Raw genomic sequence first — 24,687 nt, 5'->3', positions numbered from 1 at the left:
CTTACTAAGCGGGGAAAATGCGTAGTCGACGATTGGGCTCATCGCCAAAACTCAGAGACTTGAGGCGATAATGTTCGGCTAGTTCATGCTGCATTTTTCGGATTTTGGCAGAACGAGGAAGTAGTTCAACTGGCTGCCCTTTAGGGATAACAATTTGTTCAACGGCTAGTCTCGCTTCTTCAAGAGCCTCTAGTTCGTCGTCGTCTCCTTGCCGGGTAAATAGGGAAAGGTCGATGGCTGCTGCCTGATCTCTGGGATCAATATCTAGTAGCCGTTGTAGAGCCCGTGTAATTTGTGGAATGGTATTTGACTTGACTGTGTATATGGGGAGCTGACGCGATTTGGCGATAGTTTTGAGTTTTGAATGATTGCGCACATGAGATCGCAATGCTAATACGGCTTGGGCCACTCCTAGTTCTTTGGTAATGGCAACCGGTAACTTGAGCGTATCGATCACATGGTGCAGTTGTTCTCGACTAATGCCATAGGGATAAATTGGTACTAAGTCTTCGCCATTGAGACCTACCGGTGACGACATCTCTAGGCTGGTCGTATCTAACTGTTGATCTAATAGTTCCTGAAAATTATCAGCTGCTGTGGGCAGAGGCAAAGGAGTGGGGGCAGAGCGGCGAGAACGATTGGAGGTAGAGGTTATGGGCTCCATTTGACCCGTTTCTCTCCAGCCTCTAGCCGTTCGCCGGGTGCTGCGCCGTTGGCTGATTACATCTGGAAGCTCATGGGTAATGACCACCTTGCCACTGTCACCGATTGACCGTATCTGGGTCTCAGGTAACCGTCCTCGGAGTAGATGATCAATGGTCGTTGCGACATCTTCATGGACTACCCATCGCTGTCGTTCTAGCATTTCGATGGCCATCTCAAAAGTGGGAGGTGCTTTGCGCTCCAATACGCTTTTCTGGCTACCGCGACGCCGAGCTTCATCGTCTCCCAAGGTAACGGTTTGAATACCGCCAACTAAGTCTGCCAGCGTGGGGTTTTTAATTAAGTTTTCTAGTTGGTTGCCGTGAGCTGTACCTACTAGCTGCACACCTCGCTCAGCAATGGTACGAGCGGCGAGTGCTTCTAACTCAGTACCAATTTCGTCAATAATGATGACCTCAGGGGTATGATTTTCAACGGCTTCGATCATCACTTGATGTTGTTGCTCTGGACGAGCTACCTGCATCCGACGGGCACGACCGATGGCGGGATGAGGAATATCGCCATCACCGGCGATTTCATTGGATGTGTCGATGATGACCACTCGCTTCTTGAGGTCATCTGCCAGTACGCGAGCGATTTCACGGAGAGCTGTTGTTTTTCCTACACCTGGTCGACCTAACAGTAAAATTGACTTTCCTGCTTCGACAAGGTCGCGAATTATTTCTACGGTGCCAAATACAGCTCGTCCCACACGACAAGTGAGGCCAATAATTGTCCCACTTCGGTTTCGTATGGCGCTGATGCGGTGTAGAGTCTTTTCGATTCCAGCTCTGTTATCACCACCAAACGTACCAACCCGCTCAATACAGTGCTGTAGATCAGCGCTAGAGATCACTTGTTTTGATAGGTAGTCAGCTTGGCCTGGAAATCTAGCTTCAGGGCGTCTACCCAAATCCAGAATTACCTCAATGAGCTGATGGCGTTGAGAATGATTGCTCAAGGGCTGACGCAGTTCAGCAGGCAAGATACTAAGTAACTGATCCAAATCATCATGAATTGGAGGGGTAATACTAGACAATGCAGAAGTCGATTCAGGCGCGAGCTGAGATTCGTCTGAACGAGCCATAGATTTGGAGGTTAAACAGAGAATTTTAGGAAAAGGTGCAATTAGAGGTTCTGTCCTGCAGCATATAGAAAGGTCCCCTGACTACAAAGATTATGGAGGGATAGTAGCAGCTGAGGCTTGTGGCAAGTGATCTTGCTGTTTTAAGAATTGTGAGACATGGGGGATGTTATGGACATCGGGTTTGATTTGGCTTACTAAGTCACGGGCCAAGCTAACCTGGTGCCACAGTTGCTTAGGCTTAGTTTCCAGATGTCCATCCCCTAAATTCACCAATTGTCGTGCATAACTACCGTAGGCAATTCCATGGATGGCTTGCGATGCAACCTGATCCCCATCAATGGGCTGATGTGATTCTTTGATCAGATTGAGAGATCGCAACTTAGCCATCGTATAGTTATTAGTCCCGCCCGCTAGTTGAACATAGCCAGGTAAACGGGCGTTTAAGACTTTTTGAGCCAGGCGAATAGTGGCGCGAGTTGTGCCCTTTCCAATATCACCACTCATGGGGCGACCATCAGTCTGCCATAACAGTTGGTTGGGTTTGGGCCTCATCAATGGATACAGTTGGTTTAGATAATCAACAATGGCATTGCTATTGGGCTCATGGTCAGGACAGCTCACGGCCACTAGCTTGAGTTGAGGAATATAGGGGCTCAGCTGCTGCCACAATTTTTCAAATTCTTTTTGTCGACCCACTTGGGTATGGATTTCGATTGCATCCACATACGATATAAGGTTTGGAATAATGTCACTTGAACTGACTGTGAATGCATGTTCCTCAATTAAGTTTTGGGGACAGACCGGTAAACATCGTCCACAGCCATAGCAGCGCTCAGTCAATACTTCTAGAGCAGTTTCCACCTTCCCATTTGGAATTGGCAATATGGCATCGGCTGGGCAGACTCGCTCGCAGGGGCGTAAACAGGTGCTTGGACACTGTTGACCATCAAACCAAGCCTTACGAAAGTGAGGATCTTGTCCGTCATTTAAGCTCACCATTAGCCATGGACGAGAGCCTAAGCCAGTGGATGCAACTGACTGCGATATATAAATACCTTCACAAGCAGCACGTACCACTGCTAGGTCCGCTGCCACATCAATGCAATCTGCCCCTGCTAAACCATAAACCAGAGACAAATTCCGGATCGCTGCCACATCTTGGTAGCTAGCACCACAAATTAACTTAAACCATTGCCCACGCTTGAGGGACTCTAACGGATTTTGGAGGTTAGTCACCCACCTATGCCATCTCTTATCAATTGGACTTACAGCGATCCTAGAACAAATGTTCTTTTTTGAGGTTTAATTCTTATGTAGTTCCTTATGCAGATTGGACAGCGTCCTTCAAGGGAAACCATTTGAAAGAGCGATCACCACCCAGCTCAACGACGACTTTGATACGTGAGTCAGAGGCACATAAGGCTGCCAAAAATGCCAATTCCTGGCTCGATAATATGTGCCCCTCAATTAGCCAGAGCACAATTCCTTTAATCCCAGGGGCCATACGTTCTAGTCGATATCCTAAAACTGGAGGCACAAAGTAGCGAGCTCCAACAGCAGCTTGCCCTACATCTTTTTTCCCCAGGTGAGGAGGGCGGACACCATGAATATCCCCTAAATAAGCGGATAAATCTCCCAGTCCACGGGCTGTCATATGTAGACTTTCATAACCTGCTGCCCGCATCCGTCGTTGATAGCGCCCCTCAAATCCTCCCTCTAGCGGCACCCGTACTGCCAGGGCTCCGTTACTTTCTAAATCACGGACAAATCGATTGCCAAGTACAAGTAATCCCATAGCTTATGTGAGCAGTACCTATCTATAGTTTTTTCATTACCTATATATTAGGGCCGTTGACCCCCTCCTTTGAATCAAACCCTTAGTAGTTCACCTAAAGAAAAACGATCAAAATCTCACTGCAGAATACTTTTCAGAAAATGATGGACAATTGCATCAAATCTCTGTACGATTGTAGACCGCTGCCAAGTTAGATACTAAACGGTCTATCTGTTTAAGTCTAAGGCGCTACTTTTATAGCCCAAAGGACTGCAAAATCAATGCCTTTATTGGCTTTGAACTCGCAAACTTAGTCCTGGCTACTTCTATAAAGTATTCAATCAAATACGGTTGAATTTCTAGAGGAGTGACAAAATCCTCAGGGTGTTTGTTCGCTTTTTTAGGTAATTTCCCCCGCTGTGAAAAAACAAGGGGTTCACGATGCTGGCTGCAATGTTTGTAGTTTGGCTAAAATGTCTAGTCGGAGATTAATTGTGTCTGTCGGTATTCTCGGGACAAAGCTGGGAATGACTCAGGTGTTTGATGACGCTGGTAATGCTGTGCCAGTAACTGTCATCCAAGCTGGCCCCTGCGTTGTTACCCAAGTCAAAACGCAGCAAACCGATGGCTACTGCGCCGTGCAGCTTGGCTATCAGGAAGTGGCAGAAAAAGCATTGAGTAAGCCTGAATTAGGTCACCTCAGGAAGGCAGGAGATACGAATCTGCGCCATTTGCGTGAATATCGTGTTGACGATAGTGCAGCCTTTGAGTTAGGGCAAACCCTGGCAGCAGATATTTTTGAAGCCGGTCAACTTATAGATGTCTCCGGCAAAAGCATTGGTAAGGGATTTGCGGGCAACCAAAAACGCCACAATTTTAGTCGTGGCCCCATGACCCATGGTTCTAAGAATCATCGCTTGCCAGGTTCTATTGGTCCCGGTACTACTCCTGGGCGCGTTTATCCCGGCAAGAAAATGGCTGGGCAGATGGGTAACGTTCAAGTTACGGTTCGAAAGCTTTCGGTTGTCAAAGTTGATAGTGAGCGTAATGTTCTGTTGGTAAAAGGTGCTGTGCCTGGTAAGCCAGGAGCACTTTTGAACATTACCCCTGCAAATATTGTTGGCAAGAAATAAGGGGGTTAGGAACTCATTATGGTTGATTGCGTAGTAAAAGATTGGCAGGGTGCTAATGCAGGCACTGCCACCCTCGACTTAAAAGTCGCCAACGAAGATAATGCTGGTCACATAGTTCATCGCGCTATCGTTCGTCAAATGCACAATGCCCGTCAGGGGACATTGTCATCGAAGACCCGTTCTGAGGTTCGTGGTGGTGGCCGCAAGCCATGGCGTCAAAAGGGAACTGGTCGCGCCCGTGCTGGCTCTAATCGTTCTCCCCTCTGGCGAGGTGGCGGTGTGATTTTTGGCCCGAAACCTCGCGATTTTGAAGTCAAAATGAATCGCAAAGAGCGACGTTTGGCTTTACGAACTGCTTTTCAGAGCCGAGTTGATGACATAGTTGTAGTTCAAGACTTTGCTGATCAGCTATCTACTCCAAAAACAAAGGAAGTTATCTCAGCAATGGGACGTTGGGGTGTAGAGCCTGAGAACAAGGTTTTAATGATCACTGCTGAAAAGAACGATGTGATTTATCGTTCCGTACGCAATGTCGCTAACATCAAGCTTATTTTGGCGGTAAACCTTAATGCTTATGACATTCTTCTAGCTGATCGGCTGGTGGTAACGGCTGCTGCTCTCGAGAAAATTCAGGAGGTGTACGGTGCCTAAGGTAACTGATTCGCGTAATCTGCCCGATATTATTCGGAAGCCACTGATTACTGAAAAAGCAACTTTAAATCTGGAAAACAATCAGTACACATTTGAGGTTGCTCCCAAGGCTACAAAGACTGAGATTAAAGCAGCCGTCGAAGCTTTATTTGAGGTCAAGGTGACCGGCATCAGTACCCTGAATCCTCCTCGCAAAAAGAAACGGCTTGGTCGCTTTATCGGCTATAAGCCTACCTATAAGCGAGCAGTGGTTACCCTTGCTGAGGGTGACAGTATTCCCCTCTTCCCGGATGTCTAAAACTGGCCTTAGCACTCAATTAGTCTGTAGATAAAATCATGGGAATTCGTACTTATCGGCCTCTGACTCCAGGTACTCGTGAGCGCAGTGTTTCTGATTTTTCAGAAATTACTCGGAGCAAGCCGGAAAAGAAATTAACGCGCTCTATTCATCGTGCTAAGGGAAGAAATAATCGAGGCGTCATTACCTGTCGTCATCGTGGTGGTGGTCATAAACGTCTCTATCGCATCATTGATTTCAAGCGAAATAAGCGAGAGATGACCGCTGAAGTTCTTTCGGTTGAGTATGATCCCAACCGAAATGCTCGCATTTCCCTTGTGCAATATGAGGATGGTGAAAAGCGTTACATTTTGCATCCTGTGGGATTAGCTGTTGGTTCTACCATTGTGGCGGGATCTGATGCGCCTCTGGAAGTAGGAAATGCGCTCCCACTCCACAAGATGCCTCTCGGCACCTCTGTTCATAATGTGGAGCTTTACCCAGGTCGAGGTGGCCAAATTGTTCGAGCTGCAGGTGCTTCGGCCCAGGTGATGGCGAAAGAGGGTGGCTATGTTACCCTCAAACTGCCTTCTAGTGAGGTTCGTATGGTCCGTCGTGAGTGCTACGCCACGATTGGTCAAGTTGGCAACGTAGAATCTCGTAATGTCACTCTTGGTAAAGCAGGTCGAAAGCGCTGGTTAGGACGACGTCCAGAAGTTCGTGGTAGCGTTATGAACCCTGTAGATCATCCCCATGGCGGTGGTGAAGGTCGTGCTCCGATTGGGCGCAGTGGCCCTGTGACTCCTTGGGGTAAACCAGCACTTGGCTATAAGACTCGTGATAAGAAGAAATCGAGCACGTCGCTGATTGTTCGTCGTCGTCGTCGTTCTTCTAAGCGTGGCCGTGGTGGTCGTGATTCATAGAAGTGTCTGTCCAACGGTCTGGATTTGACTGTTATTAATTCTTTTGTTGTTCAACCGATTGTTTTTAGTCTGGCGAAACTATGGCTCGCTCTCTCAAAAAAGGTCCTTTTGTGGCGGATCACCTGCTCAAAAAGATTGAAAAGCTCAACGTAAAAGGAGATAAGCAGGTAATTAAAACCTGGTCTCGCGCTTCCACTATTATTCCTCAGATGATTGGACATACTATTGCCGTCCATAACGGTCGTCAACATGTGCCTGTCTATGTGAGCGAGCAGATGGTGGGACATAAATTGGGTGAATTTGCTCCCACGCGTACGTTTCGTGGGCATGTCAAGGGTGATAAGAAAGCGAGACGTTAGGGAGGTTAGCCATGGTTGAAATCGACAGTAATAATCAAGTTAAATCTGTTGCTCGCTACATTCGGATGTCTCCCCATAAGGTGCGTCGAGTGCTCGATCAAATTCGTGGTCTTTCCTATCGAGAGGCTCTGATCATTCTTGAATTTATGCCTTACAGAGCTTGTGAGCCAATTCTGAAAGTACTTCGTTCCGCTGTAGCTAACGCCGAACATAATAATGGTATGGATCCTGTGGATCTATACATCAGTGAGGCATTTGCTGATCAAGGTCCTGTACTGAAACGTTACCGTCCTAGGGCTCAGGGTCGTGCTTATCAAATTCGTAAACCGACTTGCCATATCACAATTGCAGTAGCTCCCGGCTCTGCTAGCTAGAACCGACTACTTTTTTACTGTTAGCTCTGTATAAGGAAGGATCTGTGGGACAGAAAATTCACCCAATTGGATTTCGACTTGGTATTACCAAAGAGCATGCCTCCTGTTGGTATGCGGATTCAAAGCAATATCCCAGTCAGCTGCAAGAGGATCATGTGATTCGTCAATTTATTGAGAAGACTCTCAATAATGCTGGCATTTCCGATATTAAGATTGCACGAAAAGCTGATCAAATTGATTTAGAGGTGCACACAGCGCGCCCTGGTGTTGTAGTCGGTCGTGGTGGTACTGGTATTGAATCGCTGCGAGCTGGGTTGCAAAAGAAACTCAAAGACAACACTCGTCAAATTCGTATCAATGTGATCGAAGTTGCTCGTGTTGATGCGGAAGCTGCTCTGATCGCCGAGTACATTACTCAACAGCTAGAGCGTCGTGTATCGTTTCGTCGGGTTGTACGCCAGACTATTCAACGTGCCCAACGCGCTGGAGTTGAGGGTATTAAGATTCAAGTGAGTGGTCGTCTGAATGGTGCTGAAATTGCTCGTACTGAGTGGACTCGTGAAGGTCGAGTACCGCTACATACCTTGCGTGCAAATATTGACTATGCCTATAAAACTGCACAGACTACCTACGGCATTTTAGGGATCAAGATCTGGGTCTTTAAGGGTGAAATTATTCCGGGCCAAGAAGATGTTCCTCAACCCGCTAACAATCAGCCACGTCGTCGTCAGCCACGTCGTCGTCAGCAATTTGAAGATCGTTCCAACGATTCTTAAATATTTCTCTTTAGCTTTTTAGCCTGTTTAAGCACCATGCTGAGTCCTAGAAGAACAAAATTTCGTAAACAGCATCGCGGTCGTATGCGCGGTATGGCCTATCGGGGCAGCAAAATTAATTTTGGTGAGTATGCTCTTCAAGCAACTGAATGTTCTTGGATGACCTCTCGTCAGATTGAAGCTGCTCGTCGTGCGATGACTCGCTACGTCAAGCGTGGCGGAAAAATATGGATCCGTGTCTTTCCAGATAAGCCTGTGACCATGCGTCCTGCTGAAACCCGTATGGGTTCTGGTAAAGGTAATCCAGAATTCTGGGTTGCTGTGATCAAGCCTGGCCGAATTCTTTTTGAGATCACAGGCGTACCTGAAGATATTGCACGTGAAGCAATGCGTTTGGCTTCCTTTAAACTGCCATTCAAAACTAAGTTCGTTGCCCGTGAAGGATTGGAGGGGTAGGTTATGGCACTTTCTAAGGCTAAAGAGTTGAGAGAGCTCAGTGATGATGAGCTCTCGACCGAAATTGCAAATGTAAAGCGCGAGCTGTTTGATTTGCGTTTCAATCAGGCAACTCGTCAGATGGAGACTGGGTTTCATCAATTTAAGCATGCTCGCCGTAAGTTAGCTCAGCTAATGACTATCGAGCGTGAGCGTCAGTTGGCAGGTGATTCAGCTAACGATGATGCGGCAGTGAGTAGCGAGCAGTAGGAGTTAATCAGCTATGGCAGCTAAGGAACTAACAGGGCGAGTTGTTAGCGACAAGATGGACAAGACAGTTGTAGTGGCTGTTGAAAGTCGTGTTTCTCATCCTAAATATCAAAAAATTGTCGTCCGTACTAAAAAGTACAAAGCTCACGATGATTCTAATGAATGTAAGGCTGGGGATATTGTTCGAATTCGCGAAACTCGTCCCCTAAGTCGAACTAAGTGCTGGGTTGTCGCCGATATCCTAGGCAGTTCTGAAAAAGTGTAGGGGAGCCGATCAATGATTCAGCAAGAAACATATCTGAATGTGGCGGACAATAGCGGTGCACGTAAGCTTATGTGCATTCGTGTCTTGGGTGGTAATCGACGCTATGCCAGTGTCGGTGATGTCATTATTGCCGTTGTTAAAGATGCGTTGCCCAATATGGGGGTTAAGAAATCTGATGTAGTGCGTGCCGTTGTAGTGCGTACTAAGAAAAATCTTCGTCGCAGCAGTGGTATGAGCATTCGTTTTGACGATAATGCAGCTGTTCTCATCAACAATGACAACAACCCGAAGGGGACTCGGGTTTTTGGGCCAGTTGCTAGAGAGTTGCGTGATAGAAACTTTACCAAAATTGTTTCACTAGCACCGGAGGTACTGTAGTGGCTACTAAGCAACCTGTGCGTCATAAGATGCACATCAAAAAAGGTGACACCGTACAGATAATCACTGGTAAAGATAAGGGCAAAGTTGGTGAAGTTACCGCCGTCTTGCCTAAAAAAAGTCAGGTGGTTGTGGAAGGTGTGAATATTCGTACTAAGCATGTCAAACCTCGTCAAGAGGGTGAATCTGGACAAATTGTTACATCTGAGTTTCCAGTTCATAGCTCAAATGTAATGCTTTATTCCACAAAGGAAAAAGTAGCCAGTCGTGTTGGTCACACCTTTACTGATGATGGCCGCAAAGTTCGAGTCTTGAAAAAGACAGGCGAAATCCTTGATTAGCTCAATGTTTGTCCCTGACCAAGCCCAGGGAAAGGAAAGAGAGAATGGCTGAACAGCTCAAAGATTTTTACAATACGAAAGTTGTTCCTAAACTTATGGAACAGTTTGAGTATAAGAACGTGCATCAGGTACCTAAAGTACTCAAAGTTACTGTTAATCGTGGTTTAGGAGAGGCTTCGCAAAACGCGAAGGCGTTAGAGGCTTCAGTAAGTGAGGTCGGAGTAATAACCGGGCAGCGGCCTGTTATTACTCGTGCAAAAAAAGCAATTGCTGGATTTAAGATTCGTCAAGGCATGCCAGTGGGGGTAATGGTTACTCTTCGCTCTCAGCGTATGTATGCGTTCTTAAATCGTTTAATAAATTTGGTTTTACCTCGAATTCGCGACTTTCGTGGCGTAAGTCCTAGAAGTTTTGATGGGCGAGGAAATTATACCCTGGGGTTGCGCGAGCAATTGATTTTCCCTGAGGTCGATTACGACGGTGTTGACCAAGTTCGAGGCATGGATATCACAATTGTGACCACCGCTAAGACTGATGAGGAAGGCCGTGCCCTCCTCAAAGAGTTGGGAATGCCGTTCCGGGATAGCTGAGGTTTATACGAGAGAGAAATATGGCGTCTAACGATACGATTTCAGACATGCTGACGCGCATCCGAAATGCAAATCTTGCGCGGCATAGGACTGTCCAAATTCCATCTACCAAGGTTACTCGTAATATTGCCAAAGTGCTTCAGTCTGAAGGCTTTATCGGCGATACCTCAGAGTCGGCGGAAGGGGTTGCACGTATGATGACTGTGAACCTGAAATATAAAGGGAAAATGCAGCAACCCATCATTCGTAATTTGACTCGTGTGAGCAAGCCGGGGTTGCGAGTCTACTCAAGCTGTAAGGATCTGCCTCGTGTTTTGGGAGGTATCGGTATAGCTATTGTTTCTACCTCGAGTGGCATCATGACTGACAGAGATGCTCGGCACAAGGGAGTAGGTGGAGAAGTCCTCTGTTACATCTGGTGATCAGTTGCCTCACTTATATTAGTTGTTCGCATTGCCGTTGCTGGCGGTTAGGGAAGGATTAAAAATGTCTCGGATTGGTAAAAAGCCGGTACCTGTGCCTTCAGGTGTAACCGTGTCTATTGATGCTCAGTCAGTGGTTGTTAAAGGGCCAAAGGGAGAGCTATCTCGGATTTTGCCCAGGGAAGTTGATATTGCCCAAGAAGGGGAGCATATCGTTGTAACCCGTCAGGATGACTCGCGTACGGCGCGGGCTCGTCATGGGTTATCGCGAACCTTAATTGCCAATATGGTAGAGGGCGTTTCCAAAGGCTTTGAGAAACGACTTGAAATTAAAGGTGTTGGTTATCGTGCTGCTGTTAAGGGCAAGATGCTAACTATGAACTTGGGCTATAGCCATCCGGTTGAGTTTGAACCGCCAGCAGGTATTGATTTTAAGGTAGAGAGCAATACCAATGTGATTATTAGTGGTATTGATAAGGAGTTGGTTGGTACGATTGCCGCTAAAGTTCGTGATGCTCGACCCCCTGAGCCTTACAAAGGTAAAGGAGTACGCTATCTCGGTGAGATGGTTAGACGTAAAGCTGGTAAAGCAGGGAAGTAATTGAGTTATGAAAGCAACGCGAAAACAATCCACCCATCGCCGCCACGTGCGTATTCGTCGTCGGGTTAAAGGTACAGCCGAGCGACCTAGATTAGCGGTTTATCGCTCGAATAATCATATTTATGCTCAGGTGATTGATGATTATAAGCATCACACTTTAGCAGCTGCATCTACGCTAGACAGCGATCTCAAAAATGATGAGGGTGGTGCTACTAAGGATGCTTCTGCCAAGGTTGGTAAGTTGATCGCAGAGCGTTCTTTGGCTAAAGGGGTAAAGCAAGTCGTTTTTGATCGTGGTGGTAAACTTTACCATGGTCGAGTTGCGGCTTTGGCAGAGGCTGCTCGTGAAGCTGGTCTGGATTTCTAAGACTTCTACAGGGATTTAAATCATGGCAAAGGAACGTCGCAAGGGAAATAAGAATAAAGAGAAGGATTCAGAGTGGCAGGAGCGAGTGGTCCAAATTCGCCGTGTGACTAAAGTAGTCAAGGGTGGTAAGAAACTCAGTTTCCGTGCCATTGTGGTCATTGGTAATGAGAAAGGCCAAGTTGGTGTTGGGGTTGGGAAAGCCAGTGATGTTATTGGTGCTGTTAAAAAAGGCGTCGCCGATGGCAAAAAAAACTTGGTTGAAGTTCCTCTGAATAAAGCTTATTCATTACCGCATCCATCGACTGGTGAGGCAGGTGGTGCTCGTGTATTTATGCGTCCAGCAGCTCCTGGTACTGGTGTAATTGCTGGTGGTGCGGTGCGAACTGTGCTTGAATTAGCGGGTGTACGAAATGTTTTGGCTAAGCAGCTAGGTTCTGACAATCAGCTGAATAATGCTCGAGCAGCTGCCGATGCTCTGGCCTCATTGAGAACCTTCTCTGAGGTGGCTAAAGAGCGAGGAATACCGCTTGAGAAGCTTTATGCGTAGGTCTGAAATAGTTGAATTTACTTGGATTTTGAAACAATGAGACTAGAGGATGCTCAGCCTAAAGCTGGTTCAAAGCGTCGCCGTCGTCGCGTAGGTCGTGGTATCGCTGCAGGTCAGGGAGCTACCTGTGGTTTTGGGATGCGTGGCCAAAAATCTCGTTCAGGTCGTCCTACCCGTCCTGGCTTTGAAGGTGGTCAGCTACCGTTGTATCGTCGGATTCCAAAGCTTAAGCACTTTCCCATTGTCAATCAGAAAGTGTTTACCGTGCTCAATGTTTCACGTTTGGCTGAGCTATCGGCTGGTTCAGAAGTAACGATGGCGTCTCTGATGGATGTTGGCATTATTACTTCAAATGATGGCCCGCTGAAAATTTTGGGCAATGGAGAACTGAATGTTGCTCTTACAGTTAAAGCAGCAGCATTTACGCAAAGTGCCAAAGCTAAAATTGAGGCCGCTGGTGGGACCTGTGAAATCGTGGCGTAAGCCTCTAGAATGAGCATACATATCAGTTTAGCTGTGCTCTGGGTTTATGGCCTGGGTACAGCTTGCGTTTAATTAGAATCTAAACTTATGGTTGTCAGTCGAGGAAAGACACCCAGCGCTCAGGAAACCTTTTTGCAGATGGCGCAAGCGGCTGGTCTGCGAGGTCGGTTGCTGGTGACTTTAGGGTTATTGGTGCTGGTACGTTTAGGAATGTATATTCCTGTGCCAGGGATTGATCGTGTCGCTTTCTCACAGCAGGTTGATGCTGGAGGTCTACTGGGATTTCTAGATATCTTTGTGGGTGGTGGCTTATCTTTGCTAGGTATTTTTGCTTTAGGCATTTTGCCTTATATTAATGCCTCCATCATCATGCAGCTGCTGACAGCCGCTATTCCTCAGTTAGAAGATCTTCAGAAAAATGAGGGAGAGGCTGGACGTCGTAAAATTTCCCAAATCACTCGCTACGTAGCAATGGGTTGGGCAGTTTTGCAGAGTACGCTATTGGCAAGTTTCTTATTGAGTCCTTTTGCGAATCAACCTGGTATCCCATTCATTGTTGAAACAGCTGTAGCCCTGACGGCCGGTTCAATGTTCGTCATGTGGGTGGGAGAGTTAATTACTGAGCGTGGTGTTGGTAATGGCGCATCACTGCTGATCTTTTTGAACATTGTTTCATCACTGCCGCGATTGCTAAATAGTGCTGTGACTGTGGCTCAGTCTCCCACATCCTCTCGTCAGGATGTAGCAGGCATCGTTGTTGTCAGCTTGGTTTATTTGGCCATGGTTGTCGGAATTGTGTTTGTTCAAGAGGGTATGCGTCGAATTCCGATTGTGTCGGCTCGACGGCAGGTAGGTCGAAAGCTCTATTTGGAGAAGAGTAATTACTTGCCCCTGCGTCTCAACCAGGGGGGCGTGATGCCAATTATTTTTGCCTCAGCTATTTTGGTTCTTCCTTTGCAGGCGGCTCCCTATATTGCCAGTACTCTTTCTAACCCAGGTGTTTCAGATTTTGTGAATCAGTTTTTGAGTCCAGGTTCTATTCCTTATAACCTGATGTACTTGGTGATGATTTTGTTCTTCAGCTATTTCTATGCATCATTGGTGGTAGATCCTGAGGATATGTCGCGGAACTTGAAAAAGATGGGTGCTAGTATTCCTGGAATTCGTCCTGGTAAAGCAACTAGCGACTTTATTGCTAAAGTTCTGAATCGACTCACATTTTTAGGTGCCTTGTTCCTTGGTATTGTTGCTGTGGTGCCCAGTATGGTGGAAAGTGGTTTGCGCGTAACCGTATTTCAGGGCTTAGGTGCTACGTCGCTATTGATTTTGGTTGGTGTGGCGATTGATACTGCCAAGCAGATTCAAACTTATGTGATTTCTCAACGTTACGAAGGTATGGTGAAAAAGTAGTGATCAGAGTAATTTTTTTAGGCCCTCCAGGGGCTGGTAAGGGGACTCAGGCCGCCGTTCTATCCAAGAACTTTGGCGTGCCTCATATCTCAACTGGTGACATTTTGCGTTCAGCAGTAGCTGCTAAGAGTGATCTGGGTCAAAAAGCTGAATCCTATATGAATTCAGGTGAACTCGTCCCTGATGATCTAATTTTGGATCTTATTCGTGAGCGTCTGGCTCAGGATGATGCGAGTAAAGGTTGGATTTTGGATGGCTTTCCTCGTAATGTCAGCCAAGCTAACTTTTTAGATAAATTGTTGGCAGAAATAGGGCAGCCTTGCGAATGTGTTCTAAATCTGGAAGTTCCAGATAATGTTTTGATATCGCGTCTGTTGGCTCGTGGACGTAAGGACGATAATGAAGAGGTAATTCGTAATCGGTTAGAGGTTTACCATCAGCAAACGGAACCGTTGATTGAATTTTTTAGAAGCCGCCAACAGCTTGTATCGGTTAATGGTCATCAGTCCCTGGACTCAGTAGCTTCTGATTTGAAGCAGGTTTTGCAAGCCTAGAAGTTTGCGTAGCAACTCTAGCTACTTTACAAGTCTTCGGTTGTGGAGCTGCTGTCCCGTCTCATTTTGGGTATCGTTTGTTACCCTTGTAACATTGGTCTCATGAATTAAGGCCAAGCGTATGGCGATGAACGCCCTGAGATATGTCATTGAGTCAGGCAAATATTCCTAAAACAATAGGGTATCTGCTGTAGAAGCGGGTGGACGGTTAAAGTCCGTCCGCTTTATATGTTTGATTGTTTACTGAAGTGAGGAATAGCTAATTGTCTAAGCAAGATTTAATTGAAATGGAAGGGACCGTTACCGAATCTCTTCCCAATGCCATGTTTCGGGTAGATTTGGATAATGGGTTTAATGTACTAGCCCATATCTCTGGCAAAATCCGTCGTAACTACATCAAGATTTTGCCAGGCGATCGGGTAAAGGTTGAACTAACTCCCTATGACCTGACTAAGGGACGTATTACCTATCGTTTGAGGAAAAAGTAATTTTTTGAGTTTTGAGTGGTGATAGGCATCGTTGGTAAGGTTTAGGATTTTGCTTTACCAGGGCCTTGCCCTATCAAAAACTTCAATCGCTTAGAATGCTGTCCAGAATGGGTTCTGGACTAAAGCGGACAACGTCTGTACAGGGGAGTCCGGTAGTTTTTGATAGGGAGGTGATTGCGTCTCTTGCCTCATCTTCACCTATTCCAAAAGTGTTTAACGCAATACCTGTAATTTTTGCTGTTGCAAATGTCCCTCCTGCTGCCGCTACAGTTTCATAGAGATGAACCACCTCTTCAATAGGAGGAATTGAAAACTCTGGAAAGTGTTGAATGTGTTCCAGGTTTATTTTGTGTACTAACACTAGGTGAGTAGGTTGGGAGCCCCGCAGTAATGGCAATGTGGCAGTAGAGGCTGGATTTAGCAGGGAACCCTGGCCCTCAACATAGATCACATCCTTGTCATCACTATGGGCAAGGATGGCCTGTTCTACAGCGCCAGCTGCAAAGTCTACCCTCACTGCATCAAGGGCTATGCCTGGTGCTCCGAGCATGAGGGCCGTTTGGCCTGTGGCAATCAGTTGGGACTTTAGACCTCTAGCCTGAGTTGCTTGATTGAGTTCAATACAGGTAGACATTTTGCCGACAGCCATATCTGTACCGACAGCTAGGACACGTCGACAATTTAGGTGGCGAGCTTTACCCGATCCAACTGATAGCCCGCTAGGTTCTTGACGCATATCCCAAATCCACTGATCGGGATATTGGGTTGGATCAAGATGCTTGATGAGACTAGGATCGTCATTGAAATAGGTGTGGAGACCATTCATGACGTTAAGGCCTGCTGCGATCGCAACCCTGACATCCTCTACCCATGGTTCTGGTAAACGTCCTCCCGATGGAGCCAATCCAATTGCCAACACATCTGCCCTATGAGCCAAAGCCGCTTCCATAGTGGCAACAATAGGGACATGCCGATCAATACCTGTAAGTTCCTTGATAGATTGTCCGGTGCAGGTTTCGTCAATAACGACGGCAATAGGATTGTGACTATAGCGCAGCAGCGCTAAACCAGTTTTGCCCTTGTCTCCGGTAATCCCGTTGTGGAGCAAAATGGCGATGCGATGATGAGGTTGGAGATGCATAGTTGAGGAAACACTGAGGTAGGGACTGTTAGTTTTGTAGACATAACGGCAGCTTCCCAAAGGTTATTTTGAATTATGGATGTTTGACCTCAGAGTTTTTGTTTTGTGTGAAATATTCTAATTTAGCTAATTTAACCAACTTCACCCCCCAGTAACGGATATGCGGTTAGGCCAATCGCTGCTCCGCAGAGAATCAGTTTCCAGGCGGTGACGTTGAATCGTATGATGGCGATTAGAGATGTAATCGCCACACCCACAGCCAATATGGACAAGGGCCAAGTTGTTTGACCAAAAGCTGTTTTTCCTAAGGGAATTGCTGCTGCCATAATCGTCCCTACCACAGCTGGTTTAATTCCTTTGAGAAACGCCTGTACCCAGGGATTGTTCCGCAAACGGAGCAGTAAGGGAGCTGCCAACATAATAAATAAAAATGATGGCATAAAGATACCGACAGCAGAGATAAACGCTCCCCCAAAACCCGCCATTTTATAGCCAACGAAAGCTGCCGTAAGTACCACGGGACCAGGACTTAGCTGACCAATGGCCACACCGTTAATAAAGTCTGTTGTGGTCAGCCAACCAAGACGTTCAACTACCTCAAATTCCAGCAGAGGAATAATCACTAGCCCCCCGCCAAATATCAACGTGCCTACCTTGAGAAAAAAGGTAAACAGCGGTAATCCATACTTTCCTAACCGCTCCATCCCCCAAACACTAGGTTGCACCATTGCCAATAGCCCAAAGGGCATAAAGCTCTTGAGCTGCAGAGTCTTCGGACCATACATTCCTATACCCAATAGACCTGCTAGCAAGAATAAAACCGGTGTACTCAGGTCGCTAAATGCACTAGCTAGCAATGCCAAAACAGCTATAGCGACACTTAACCAGTTCTGAATAGCCTTGCAGCCAAGCTTGTAGCAAAAACCTAGAATAATGGCGATCATTACTGGCGATAGGCCAAAAAATAAAGCCAGCAGCTGAGGTAACTGATGAAACCGGAAATAGACCCAGCTCAATCCCACCACAATCAAAAAAGCTGGAGTAATAAAGGCTAGACCTGCAACCAAAGCTCCTAGCCAACCGCCATAAACATAGCCAGTATATATACCTATCTGAGTAGACGCTGGACCGGGCAGTATTTCACACACAGCCAGTCCATCACTAAACTCCTCGTTCCCAAGCCACCCCCGTCGTTCTACAGCTTCATTATTAATCATGGCAATGTGAGCCTGAGGACCACCAAAACCAAGAACTCCCAGTTTTAGGAACAAGCCAACGAGCTCCCGCAGCCGACTAATCTGAGTATTCATAGAAAAAATCCACTCAAATAGGTTTCTTTGATAGAATAGACTCTATTGAAGAATAGGTTACGATTGAAAACTGATAGCTGCAACGAGGATTAAACCCGTGATTCATGCGACGCTCCATCAGCTCAAAGTATTTGAAGCCACTGCGCGTCACGGTAGTTTTACCCGTGCAGCCGAAGAACTCTATTTAACTCAGCCAACGGTTTCCATACAAGTCAAGCAGCTTACAAAAGCTGTGGGATTACCGTTATTTGAGCAGATTGGTAAACGGTTATATCTAACCCAGGCGGGTAAAAAGCTACTGGAAACCTGCCAGGAAATCTTCCAAGGGCTATCTCAGTTTGAAATGTCCATTGCCGACCTTAAGGGTATGAAGCAGGGCAAGCTGAGTTTAGCCGTTATTACCACTGCTAAGTATTTTGTCCCTCGACTGCTGGGGCCATTCTGCAAGCGTTATCCCGGTATCGACATTTCCCTCAAGGTGACGAATCACCAAAATATCCAGGAGCGCATGCTTAATAATAAAGATGACCTGTTTATCTTTAGTCAGTTGCCCAGCCAGCCGGATCTCAAGACCTATCCCTTTTTGGATAATCCATTGGTGGTGATTGCCCCAACAGATCATCCTCTGGCCGGTAAGCGAAATATTCCCATTGACGCTCTGAACAATGAACCCTTCATCATGCGTGAGCCCGGTTCGGGGACCCGAGAAGCCGTTCAGAAACTTTTTGCTGCCAATAATGTTGATGTGAAGGTGCGCCTAGAGTTAGGTAGTAACGAAGCTATCAAGCAAGGGATCGCTGGTGGCCTAGGTGTTTCAGTTCTATCGCAGCACACGATTATTTCTGAAGGGACCAGTGGCGAATTTGCCATCCTTGACATAGAAGGATTTCCGATTCCCCGTCAGTGGTATGTAGGGCATTTGGCCGGTAAGCAGCTTTCTGTAGTGGCTGAGAGCTTTTTGAATTATTTGATGGAAGAAAGTCCAGCGATGGCAAAGCGGTTCTTACCTGGTTTAGGGCAACCAATGCCGGGGAAAGAGGCTGCGACTGTGGGGTGAGCGGTTTGATGGAGTTGCTAATGTCTATAGGGTTGGCCATACAACTTCAGGCTGATAAAAAATAGGGGCGTTGCATTGGCAACGTCCCTATTTTTTGATTTATTTGTGATGCTCGCAGTTACTTAGACAGGACGTAACCCTCATATTACAAGGGTTTTTATGGTCCTTAACTAGGTTAGACCTGAGAGCAGCACTAGTCCGAGTACTGCACCAAACACGATCAGGGCATAGAACTGGGCACGGCCTGTTTCCAGGTATTTCAGGCCTTCTCCTGAGATCAGGGTGAGGAAGCCAGTGAGATTAACGATCCCATCAACAAGTTTGACATCCATGGTGAGGGCACCTTTAGCAATCTTGCGACTGCCTTGGACAAAGACAACTTCGTAGATGTCGTCGACGTACCACTTGTTGAGGGAGAAGTTATAGAGGGGCTTGATTTTGTTTGCGATCGCACCCGCATCTATCGTCTTCGTCATATACATCAGCACTGCCAGGGTGATCCCCACGACCGAGATCGCCACAGAACTACCCGCCATAATGGCAAACTCATGTAGATCTACCTCTTCGGCTAGCTCAGCCACAGTGACCACTTCGCCAGGGGCAGAGATAAATGCCTCAAAGTAGTTACCAAAGGGCGTACCGACCAGACCCACTAAGATCGAAGGTATGGCTAGAACCATCAGAGGCAGAGTCATTGAGATGGGGGACTCATGGGGTTCAGACGCATGGTGGTGGTGAGCATCATGATGCTCTTCTTCAGCGGTGGGCATTTCCTGCATGCTCATGGCACCAGGTCCCAGGGAAGCTCCCATCTGCTGTAGATTTTCAATGCGTAGCTGCTCTTTGATGTCAGCATTGGTCCCGCGAAACTCTCCCTCAAATGTGGAGAAATACATGCGGAACATATAGAATGCCGTGATCCCAGCAGTCACCCAGCCAACGGCCCACAGGACAGGACTCACCTGGAATGTGGAACCCAAAATCTCATCCTTAGACCAGAATCCGGCAAACGGAGGAATCCCCGAAATGGCCAGAGTCCCAATCAAGAACGTAATGGCTGTAGCAGGCATATATTTCCGGAGACCACCCATTAGCCGCATATCCTGGGCATAGGTGGGATTGTGGCCGACCACATCTTCCATGCCATGGATAACAGAGCCAGAACCAAGGAACAGCATGGCTTTGAAGTAAGCGTGGGTCATCAGGTGGAATAGACCTGCACTGTAAGCTCCCACCCCCATGGCCATGACCATATAACCCAGCTGGGACATGGTGGAATAGGCCAGACCTTTCTTAATATCGTTTTGTGTAAGGGCAATAGTTGCTCCCATCATGGCGGTAAACGCCCCCACGTAGGCGATGGTAGTCATCGCTGCGGGGATGTCCTCAAACACCGGATACATGCGGCCAATCAGGAATACACCTGCAGCCACCATGGTTGCGGCGTGGATCAGGGCAGAAATTGGTGTTGGACCTTCCATCGCATCGGGCAGCCACACATGAAGTGGAAACTGAGCCGATTTGGCCATGGGACCCATAAATACCAAAATGGCAAACAGCGCTGCTAATCCGCCGGACAAGCTACCCACTTCCACCATGTGGGTAAGGCGCTCACCCATGATGTCAAAGTCAAAGCTGCCAGTGGCCCAAAACAGACCCAGCATCCCTAGGAGCAAACCGAAGTCACCAACCCGGTTGGTGACAAATGCCTTTTGGCAGGCATCCGCTGCCGGTTTCCGGTCGTACCAAAAACCAATGAGCAGGTAGGAGCACATGCCCACCAGCTCCCAAAATACATAGACCTGTAGCAGGTTGGGGCTAATCACTAGGCCCAACATAGAGGCGCTAAAGAGGCTCAAATAGGCATAAAACCTGACATAGCCAGGATCATGAGCCATATACCCATCGGTGTAGACCATGACCAAAAAGGCCACCGTGGTCACAATCACCAACATCAATGAGGCGATGTGGTCGATGGTGTAGCCCATCTGAAGCTTGAAGTCACCTGCCGAGGCCCACTCAAACATAAATGAGTAGGGCTCATGGCCATTCCACTGACTCCAGAAGAGACCAAAGGCCATCACCATCGCTGCCCCGGTCAGGGTGACGATAAATAATGAGCTTGGTGTACGAAGCTTATTTGTTGCGTTGCTATAGCTGATCAGACCCACACCGACAATAGCTGCACCGAGGAGTGGCAGTACTGGGATGAGCCATGCGTAAGAATAGAGAGATTCCAAGGATTCCATAATTTTTTTGGTGCCTGCCCCACATGCTCGAGTTGGCAAAACCGCCTACATTGTGACACATGGGAGCTGGACTATTATCGAACTTCTGACGGACCTTTCTTGCGGGACATTGATTTTTCCTTGAGTAACTGCTCACCCTCGTTCGGTACAACTCAGGTACAATGAGGGCTTTTGTTTTGTATGCCCCAGGGTAGGCTGCGATCCTGATAAAAAGGTTATTTTTTACGACAGTCTCTAATGATTTAGGTTTCTTGATATTGGATTAAATAGGCAAAGGAACGCATTGATAAAGCCCAATGGGCAATCGGAGGGTGGGTATGGCCTACCAGGCAATGGTCAATGGGTAATGGTCAATGGGGTAGGAGAGCAAAATCCATCGGAGTGGAGGGTAGATTTTCTGGTAAGTGGGCATGGTCTACCAGGCGTTGGGTCATTGGGCTGACGGTAGCGGTAGCAACAATTTTGCTCCTGGGAGGGATCCCGTTTTCTGTCATAGCTCAGCCGCAGTTACCTGCTGAGGAATCGGATGTGGTGATTGACGGTCGGGTGCTGTTTCAGTTGGGCCGGATTGATACGGTTAGTGCTGAGATCCGAGCTAAGGTCGCGAATGAGGCTCTGTGGAAGGTTTTAGAAAATGCTGAACGTCAGGCACCACCGTCGTCGATTCGGGTGCGGACCAGGGAAATAGATGATTTAGTCACGGTCCGGGCCAATGGTCGTCATTTGCTGACGGTGACAAGTAGCGATCTGATGTCTGGGGTATTGGCTCAAGATCTGGCAGATGAATGGAGGCTTGAGTTACAGGCGGCTTTAGAACAAGCACAGAAGGAACGGCGGCCTGGGTATCAACGCAAGATGGCGTGGATAAGTTTGGGGGTGGTTGCGATCTCACTCCTTGCCTGGGCTCTACTTTATAACGGTCGCCGCTGGCTTTGGCGACGGCAAACGCGCACTGGCAAAAGTTTGCCGATGTTGCTATTGCCCTCCTTATTGTGTGCCCAGGTGCTGGTGTGGCTAGCGGCTGGGGTTTATATATGTGAGCTGTTTCCGATCGCCCGGTCGACGCGTTACAAAGTTTTTCAATTTTTAGAGCAGACGTTTACGGATCCTCTATTTGATATAGATGGTCGGGGCTATTCCCTGGTCAACTTATTTAATCTGGTGCTGTTGACGCTGGCCCTGTGGATTGGGGTGCGGTTGTTGACGTCGACGGTGAAGTCGCGATTTTTGCAGGCGGCGATACCGGATCGGGGGTTGCAGGATGCGATCGCAACGCTGATGCAAGTGGGCCTGATGGGATTGGGCCTCTTTTTGATTTTGCAGGCACGGGGGATTGACCTGAGTACGTTGGCGATTTTGGCCAGTGTACTAGGTGTGGGGGTGGGCTTTGGTCTGCAGAATATTGCTAACAATATTGTCAGTGGCTGGGTGATGCTGTTCGAACGGTCGATTCAGGTGGGAGACTTTATCAACCTGGGGCAGCTGGTGGGGACAGTAGAGAGTATTGGCGCTCGTAGTACAGAAATTCGTACACCGGATCGGGTATCGATTATTGTACCGAATGCGGAACTGCTGGAGAACAAGGTGATTAACTGGAGCCATGGGCATCCGGTGTCGCAGCTACATCTGCCCATCGGTGTGGCCTATCAATCCGATATTCACCAGGTGCATGCGGTGGTGATGGAGGTGGCGGGAGCACATCCCAATGTGTTGCAATATCCTCAACCACGATTGCGGTTCCTTGGGTTTGGGGAGAGTTCTCTAGACTTTGATGTATTGGTTTGGATAAGAGAACCGCGTCTGCAGTTTGATCTCAAGAGCGATCTATATTACATGCTAGAGGCAAATTTTCGCCGTTATGATATTGAGATTCCGTTTCCGCAACGGGACTTGAATATTCGGTCTTCTCAGGTTGATCCCGCTGTCTGGCCGCAACAGATTTCTAAAGAGATACCGTCTGCTTTGCCAAAGACGGAAACAACCACTAGCGAGCTAATGCCTCATGATTTGTTGGCTGATGTGAGAGATTATTCGAGTTTGTTGAAGAGTCATCAGCGATTGCAAGAGAAGGTACTAGAGCGGTTGGTGCAACAGATGCGTACGACTGGTGGGTTAGAGATTCAGGATCGGCGGTTTCGGTTGACAGTGTATGCAAACTGTTTTGTGGGGAGTGAGGCGGTAACATGGTTGGCGAGGACACAGAATGCAACGCGGGAAGCAGCGGTGAGAATTGGTCAGGCGTTGGTAGAAAAGGGGGTTTTACATCATGTGACCGATGAACATCCGTTTAAGGATGAGTATTTGTTTTATCGGTTTTACGAAGACGAAATGTAATTCAACGGTAGATTGAGTTGAGCCCATGGTAGACTTTGCCTTCTCGCAGAGTAACCCAACATGCAAAGTTTATCGCACCAATCCGAGATCAATAATGGTATCGGCAAGAAATGATCGTTAGGTAATCATCATCCACGGCATAAACGAGGCGATTGGTATCATCAATACGCCGTGACCAGAAGCCAGATAGATTTTCCTTTAGAGGTTCTGGTTTACCAATGCCTTCAAAGGGAAGTTTTTTCGTCTCTTTGATGAGTTTATTGATTCTCTTCAGAGTCTTTTTATCTTGAGTTTGCCAGTAGATATAGTCTTTCCATGCCTCATCGGTCCAGGCTAATTTGCGATTACTCATCAATTAATGCTTTTTCTGTTACCTGACCTTGCTTGTATTGGGCAATGGACCGTTCCAGGTGAGCAGCATTGGCTGGGGACTTGAGCAAGTGAACAGTTTCGAGCAAACTATTGAAATATTCCAGGGACATGACCACAGCATCGTCGGCATCGCGGCGGGTGATGACAGTGTAATCCATGTCATTGGAAACCTGGTCCAGAATACTTTTGAGCTTGCTACGGGCTTCGCTAAAGGTGATTATCTTCATGGCTCTTGTACAACTAATTGTACAAGTATAGTGTATAGAGGTGGAATGTGGGGAAGGTGCCTCACGATTGGGCCTATGAGCCAAGGGATAACGCGTTATCCCAATAATCCTGCTCGATCAAAAATCACCTGTGCCGAAATCTCCAATTCTGGCAATTGATCCTCATCAATCAATGAGTTGTCCCGATAGGTGATTGGTACTGCCTGAGGCTTAAACACCGTCACCGTTTTTGCCCGTGGGTCTACGATCCATACGCTCAACACCCCTGCCATTAAATAATCAAACGCTTTTTCGGCCATTACGCCAAAGGTTTGATCCGGTGAGATGATTTCAATGGCGACATTAGGCGGGACGGGACAGGGACCATCATCATCCCAGTTAGGGGGGAGACGGTCAAAGGCTACGTATAGTAGATCAGGCACGGGACACCAGTCTCGGCCTTTGCGCTGTAGGGTAGAGGACCACTCTAGACCGACTTCTCCATGGTTAATGGCCCAATCGTCTAAGAGGCGTAAGATAGCTTTCTGGGTTTTGGAGTGAAATCGTTTAGGTGCCACTTTGGGAACTACCTTGCCGTCAATGAGTTCGTTGGCAACGTCGCCGTCGGGCATTGCCAGAAAGTCTTTTAGGGTTAGCTGGGGAGCTTGAACCATAGTTCTGCAAAACTTGCTAACTCTAGTTTAGGGGTGATTGCTGGAAACGGGTCAAGGAGTCTTGCGAACTACGTTTGCTAAGGAATGACTAACTTTGTGTCTGCTAACCGGTAGGGATTTTCAGCATTAGGTGCAAA

The 24,687-nt window shown here is 47.4% G+C and carries 32 protein-coding genes; 23 read left to right on the top strand and 9 right to left on the bottom strand.

From position 1 onward, the window contains the following. Positions 1-4 precede the first annotated feature (4 nt). From IXB50_RS07975 to IXB50_RS07965, 3 genes are all read right to left on the bottom strand, one after another. Positions 5-1,789: a R3H domain-containing nucleic acid-binding protein gene (locus IXB50_RS07975; RefSeq protein ID WP_215608429.1), complete on the bottom strand. Its 1,785-nt coding sequence runs from the start codon at positions 1,787-1,789 to the stop codon at positions 5-7. Positions 1,790-1,879: 90 nt separating this feature from the next. After that, on the bottom strand, positions 1,880-3,025 hold the full coding sequence (gene ldpA / locus IXB50_RS07970; protein ID WP_215608428.1) for a circadian clock protein LdpA: 1,146 nt from the start codon (positions 3,023-3,025) through the stop codon (positions 1,880-1,882). A gap of 85 nt (positions 3,026-3,110) precedes the next feature. Next, positions 3,111-3,584 (bottom strand): NAD(P)H-quinone oxidoreductase subunit N, encoded by a 474-nt coding sequence (locus IXB50_RS07965; protein WP_215608427.1) that lies wholly within the window; start codon positions 3,582-3,584, stop codon positions 3,111-3,113. 473 nt (positions 3,585-4,057) lie between these two features. On the opposite strand from IXB50_RS07965, the gene rplC reads away from it, so the two are divergent. The 21 genes from rplC (at position 4,058) to infA (ending at position 15,207) form a co-directional block, all read left to right on the top strand. Beyond that, positions 4,058-4,696: a 50S ribosomal protein L3 gene (gene rplC / locus IXB50_RS07960; protein ID WP_215608426.1), complete on the top strand. Its 639-nt coding sequence runs from the start codon at positions 4,058-4,060 to the stop codon at positions 4,694-4,696. Between the two features lie 18 nt (positions 4,697-4,714). Then, on the top strand, positions 4,715-5,347 hold the full coding sequence (gene rplD, locus IXB50_RS07955) for a 50S ribosomal protein L4 (protein ID WP_215608425.1): 633 nt from the start codon (positions 4,715-4,717) through the stop codon (positions 5,345-5,347). Next, positions 5,340-5,645: a 50S ribosomal protein L23 gene (locus IXB50_RS07950; protein WP_215608424.1), complete on the top strand. Its 306-nt coding sequence runs from the start codon at positions 5,340-5,342 to the stop codon at positions 5,643-5,645. Before rplD ends, IXB50_RS07950 begins: the two co-directional genes overlap by 8 nt. A gap of 38 nt (positions 5,646-5,683) precedes the next feature. Further along, the gene (gene rplB / locus IXB50_RS07945; protein ID WP_215608423.1) at positions 5,684-6,547 is read left to right on the top strand and encodes a 50S ribosomal protein L2; all 864 of its coding nucleotides are present in this window, start codon (positions 5,684-5,686) and stop codon (positions 6,545-6,547) included. Positions 6,548-6,627: 80 nt separating this feature from the next. Further along, positions 6,628-6,906 carry a 30S ribosomal protein S19 gene (rpsS, locus tag IXB50_RS07940; protein ID WP_193989677.1) on the top strand — a complete coding sequence of 93 codons (279 nt, stop codon included), beginning with the start codon at positions 6,628-6,630 and terminating at the stop codon, positions 6,904-6,906. 11 nt (positions 6,907-6,917) lie between these two features. Further along, positions 6,918-7,280, top strand: a complete 363-nt coding sequence (rplV, locus tag IXB50_RS07935; protein ID WP_215608422.1) for a 50S ribosomal protein L22 — start codon at positions 6,918-6,920, stop codon at positions 7,278-7,280. 44 nt (positions 7,281-7,324) lie between these two features. Beyond that, the gene (rpsC, locus tag IXB50_RS07930) at positions 7,325-8,056 is read left to right on the top strand and encodes a 30S ribosomal protein S3 (RefSeq protein WP_215608421.1); all 732 of its coding nucleotides are present in this window, start codon (positions 7,325-7,327) and stop codon (positions 8,054-8,056) included. Positions 8,057-8,092: 36 nt separating this feature from the next. After that, positions 8,093-8,512, top strand: a complete 420-nt coding sequence (rplP, locus tag IXB50_RS07925) for a 50S ribosomal protein L16 (RefSeq protein WP_215608420.1) — start codon at positions 8,093-8,095, stop codon at positions 8,510-8,512. A 3-nt stretch (positions 8,513-8,515) separates the two neighbouring features. Next, entirely contained in the window at positions 8,516-8,761 is a 246-nt protein-coding gene (gene rpmC, locus IXB50_RS07920; protein ID WP_215608419.1) for a 50S ribosomal protein L29, read from the top strand. Between the two features lie 13 nt (positions 8,762-8,774). Next, complete coding sequence (gene rpsQ / locus IXB50_RS07915; RefSeq protein ID WP_215608418.1) at positions 8,775-9,026, top strand: 30S ribosomal protein S17; 252 nt, start codon at positions 8,775-8,777, stop codon at positions 9,024-9,026. A gap of 12 nt (positions 9,027-9,038) precedes the next feature. Continuing rightward, positions 9,039-9,404 (top strand): 50S ribosomal protein L14, encoded by a 366-nt coding sequence (rplN, locus tag IXB50_RS07910; protein WP_023071154.1) that lies wholly within the window; start codon positions 9,039-9,041, stop codon positions 9,402-9,404. Between the two features lie 29 nt (positions 9,405-9,433). Continuing rightward, positions 9,434-9,745, top strand: coding sequence for a 50S ribosomal protein L24 (gene rplX, locus IXB50_RS07905; RefSeq protein WP_216867615.1), 312 nt, complete (start codon positions 9,434-9,436; stop codon positions 9,743-9,745). Between the two features lie 44 nt (positions 9,746-9,789). Further along, entirely contained in the window at positions 9,790-10,335 is a 546-nt protein-coding gene (gene rplE / locus IXB50_RS07900) for a 50S ribosomal protein L5 (protein WP_215608416.1), read from the top strand. Between the two features lie 20 nt (positions 10,336-10,355). Continuing rightward, positions 10,356-10,757 carry a 30S ribosomal protein S8 gene (gene rpsH / locus IXB50_RS07895; protein WP_215608415.1) on the top strand — a complete coding sequence of 134 codons (402 nt, stop codon included), beginning with the start codon at positions 10,356-10,358 and terminating at the stop codon, positions 10,755-10,757. 64 nt (positions 10,758-10,821) lie between these two features. Further along, a complete protein-coding gene (gene rplF / locus IXB50_RS07890; RefSeq protein WP_215608414.1) occupies positions 10,822-11,358 on the top strand; it encodes a 50S ribosomal protein L6 in 537 nt (178 codons plus the stop codon). Positions 11,359-11,365: 7 nt separating this feature from the next. Beyond that, positions 11,366-11,725 carry a 50S ribosomal protein L18 gene (gene rplR, locus IXB50_RS07885; RefSeq protein WP_215608413.1) on the top strand — a complete coding sequence of 120 codons (360 nt, stop codon included), beginning with the start codon at positions 11,366-11,368 and terminating at the stop codon, positions 11,723-11,725. A 22-nt stretch (positions 11,726-11,747) separates the two neighbouring features. Next, positions 11,748-12,272 (top strand): 30S ribosomal protein S5, encoded by a 525-nt coding sequence (rpsE, locus tag IXB50_RS07880; protein ID WP_215608412.1) that lies wholly within the window; start codon positions 11,748-11,750, stop codon positions 12,270-12,272. Between the two features lie 36 nt (positions 12,273-12,308). Next, the gene (gene rplO / locus IXB50_RS07875) at positions 12,309-12,755 is read left to right on the top strand and encodes a 50S ribosomal protein L15 (RefSeq protein ID WP_215608411.1); all 447 of its coding nucleotides are present in this window, start codon (positions 12,309-12,311) and stop codon (positions 12,753-12,755) included. Positions 12,756-12,842: 87 nt separating this feature from the next. Beyond that, the gene (secY, locus tag IXB50_RS07870) at positions 12,843-14,165 is read left to right on the top strand and encodes a preprotein translocase subunit SecY (protein WP_215608410.1); all 1,323 of its coding nucleotides are present in this window, start codon (positions 12,843-12,845) and stop codon (positions 14,163-14,165) included. Next, positions 14,165-14,719, top strand: coding sequence for an adenylate kinase (locus IXB50_RS07865; RefSeq protein ID WP_215608409.1), 555 nt, complete (start codon positions 14,165-14,167; stop codon positions 14,717-14,719). Before secY ends, IXB50_RS07865 begins: the two co-directional genes overlap by 1 nt. 263 nt (positions 14,720-14,982) lie before the next feature. After that, entirely contained in the window at positions 14,983-15,207 is a 225-nt protein-coding gene (gene infA / locus IXB50_RS07860) for a translation initiation factor IF-1 (RefSeq protein WP_006276978.1), read from the top strand. 82 nt (positions 15,208-15,289) lie between these two features. Here the strand turns inward: infA and IXB50_RS07855 are convergent, their stop codons facing one another. Both IXB50_RS07855 and chrA read right to left on the bottom strand, forming a co-directional pair. Then, positions 15,290-16,348 carry a DUF1611 domain-containing protein gene (locus IXB50_RS07855; RefSeq protein WP_215608408.1) on the bottom strand — a complete coding sequence of 353 codons (1,059 nt, stop codon included), beginning with the start codon at positions 16,346-16,348 and terminating at the stop codon, positions 15,290-15,292. 131 nt (positions 16,349-16,479) lie between these two features. Next, positions 16,480-17,658 carry a chromate efflux transporter gene (gene chrA, locus IXB50_RS07850; RefSeq protein WP_215608407.1) on the bottom strand — a complete coding sequence of 393 codons (1,179 nt, stop codon included), beginning with the start codon at positions 17,656-17,658 and terminating at the stop codon, positions 16,480-16,482. A gap of 97 nt (positions 17,659-17,755) precedes the next feature. On the opposite strand from chrA, the gene IXB50_RS07845 reads away from it, so the two are divergent. Continuing rightward, positions 17,756-18,715 (top strand): LysR family transcriptional regulator, encoded by a 960-nt coding sequence (locus IXB50_RS07845; protein ID WP_215608406.1) that lies wholly within the window; start codon positions 17,756-17,758, stop codon positions 18,713-18,715. A 170-nt stretch (positions 18,716-18,885) separates the two neighbouring features. Here IXB50_RS07845 and IXB50_RS07840 read toward each other — a convergent pair whose 3' ends face one another. Further along, on the bottom strand, positions 18,886-20,955 hold the full coding sequence (locus IXB50_RS07840) for an NAD(P)H-quinone oxidoreductase subunit 5 (RefSeq protein WP_215608486.1): 2,070 nt from the start codon (positions 20,953-20,955) through the stop codon (positions 18,886-18,888). 348 nt (positions 20,956-21,303) lie between these two features. Here IXB50_RS07840 and IXB50_RS07835 point away from each other — a divergent pair, with 348 nt between their 5' ends. Beyond that, the gene (locus IXB50_RS07835) at positions 21,304-23,298 is read left to right on the top strand and encodes a mechanosensitive ion channel domain-containing protein (protein ID WP_215608405.1); all 1,995 of its coding nucleotides are present in this window, start codon (positions 21,304-21,306) and stop codon (positions 23,296-23,298) included. A gap of 88 nt (positions 23,299-23,386) precedes the next feature. Here the strand turns inward: IXB50_RS07835 and IXB50_RS07830 are convergent, their stop codons facing one another. From IXB50_RS07830 to IXB50_RS07820, 3 genes are all read right to left on the bottom strand, one after another. Next, positions 23,387-23,650, bottom strand: coding sequence for a Txe/YoeB family addiction module toxin (locus tag IXB50_RS07830; RefSeq protein WP_215608404.1), 264 nt, complete (start codon positions 23,648-23,650; stop codon positions 23,387-23,389). After that, the gene (locus IXB50_RS07825) at positions 23,643-23,897 is read right to left on the bottom strand and encodes a type II toxin-antitoxin system Phd/YefM family antitoxin (RefSeq protein WP_215608403.1); all 255 of its coding nucleotides are present in this window, start codon (positions 23,895-23,897) and stop codon (positions 23,643-23,645) included. Before IXB50_RS07825 ends, IXB50_RS07830 begins: the two co-directional genes overlap by 8 nt. A gap of 95 nt (positions 23,898-23,992) precedes the next feature. Then, positions 23,993-24,550, bottom strand: coding sequence for a Uma2 family endonuclease (locus IXB50_RS07820; RefSeq protein ID WP_215608402.1), 558 nt, complete (start codon positions 24,548-24,550; stop codon positions 23,993-23,995). Between the last annotated feature and the right edge of the window lie 137 nt (positions 24,551-24,687).

Origin of the sequence: Leptothoe spongobia TAU-MAC 1115 (genome assembly GCF_018739885.1) — a bacterium.
GTDB classification, from domain to species: domain Bacteria; phylum Cyanobacteriota; class Cyanobacteriia; order Phormidesmidales; family Phormidesmidaceae; genus Leptothoe; species Leptothoe spongobia.
This window is presented reverse-complemented; position numbering and strand designations above follow the sequence as displayed.

Coding starts and splice junctions, on each gene's coding strand:
- rpsS (WP_193989677.1), top strand. CDS start 6,628: ATGGCTCGCTCTCTCAAAAAAGGTCCTTTTGTGGCGGATCACCTGCTC.
- rpmC (WP_215608419.1), top strand. CDS start 8,516: ATGGCACTTTCTAAGGCTAAAGAGTTGAGAGAGCTCAGTGATGATGAG.
- secY (WP_215608410.1), top strand. CDS start 12,843: ATGGTTGTCAGTCGAGGAAAGACACCCAGCGCTCAGGAAACCTTTTTG.
- rplX (WP_216867615.1), top strand. CDS start 9,434: ATGCACATCAAAAAAGGTGACACCGTACAGATAATCACTGGTAAAGAT.
- rplD (WP_215608425.1), top strand. CDS start 4,715: ATGGTTGATTGCGTAGTAAAAGATTGGCAGGGTGCTAATGCAGGCACT.
- rplN (WP_023071154.1), top strand. CDS start 9,039: ATGATTCAGCAAGAAACATATCTGAATGTGGCGGACAATAGCGGTGCA.
- IXB50_RS07830 (WP_215608404.1), bottom strand. CDS start 23,650: ATGAGTAATCGCAAATTAGCCTGGACCGATGAGGCATGGAAAGACTAT.
- rpsH (WP_215608415.1), top strand. CDS start 10,356: ATGGCGTCTAACGATACGATTTCAGACATGCTGACGCGCATCCGAAAT.
- rpsQ (WP_215608418.1), top strand. CDS start 8,775: ATGGCAGCTAAGGAACTAACAGGGCGAGTTGTTAGCGACAAGATGGAC.
- rpsE (WP_215608412.1), top strand. CDS start 11,748: ATGGCAAAGGAACGTCGCAAGGGAAATAAGAATAAAGAGAAGGATTCA.
- rplE (WP_215608416.1), top strand. CDS start 9,790: ATGGCTGAACAGCTCAAAGATTTTTACAATACGAAAGTTGTTCCTAAA.
- rplB (WP_215608423.1), top strand. CDS start 5,684: ATGGGAATTCGTACTTATCGGCCTCTGACTCCAGGTACTCGTGAGCGC.
- IXB50_RS07975 (WP_215608429.1), bottom strand. CDS start 1,789: ATGGCTCGTTCAGACGAATCTCAGCTCGCGCCTGAATCGACTTCTGCA.
- rplO (WP_215608411.1), top strand. CDS start 12,309: ATGAGACTAGAGGATGCTCAGCCTAAAGCTGGTTCAAAGCGTCGCCGT.
- IXB50_RS07835 (WP_215608405.1), top strand. CDS start 21,304: ATGGGTAATGGTCAATGGGGTAGGAGAGCAAAATCCATCGGAGTGGAG.
- rplV (WP_215608422.1), top strand. CDS start 6,918: ATGGTTGAAATCGACAGTAATAATCAAGTTAAATCTGTTGCTCGCTAC.
- rplP (WP_215608420.1), top strand. CDS start 8,093: ATGCTGAGTCCTAGAAGAACAAAATTTCGTAAACAGCATCGCGGTCGT.
- IXB50_RS07825 (WP_215608403.1), bottom strand. CDS start 23,897: ATGAAGATAATCACCTTTAGCGAAGCCCGTAGCAAGCTCAAAAGTATT.
- rplF (WP_215608414.1), top strand. CDS start 10,822: ATGTCTCGGATTGGTAAAAAGCCGGTACCTGTGCCTTCAGGTGTAACC.
- IXB50_RS07820 (WP_215608402.1), bottom strand. CDS start 24,550: ATGGTTCAAGCTCCCCAGCTAACCCTAAAAGACTTTCTGGCAATGCCC.
- IXB50_RS07855 (WP_215608408.1), bottom strand. CDS start 16,348: ATGCATCTCCAACCTCATCATCGCATCGCCATTTTGCTCCACAACGGG.
- rplR (WP_215608413.1), top strand. CDS start 11,366: ATGAAAGCAACGCGAAAACAATCCACCCATCGCCGCCACGTGCGTATT.
- chrA (WP_215608407.1), bottom strand. CDS start 17,658: ATGAATACTCAGATTAGTCGGCTGCGGGAGCTCGTTGGCTTGTTCCTA.
- IXB50_RS07965 (WP_215608427.1), bottom strand. CDS start 3,584: ATGGGATTACTTGTACTTGGCAATCGATTTGTCCGTGATTTAGAAAGT.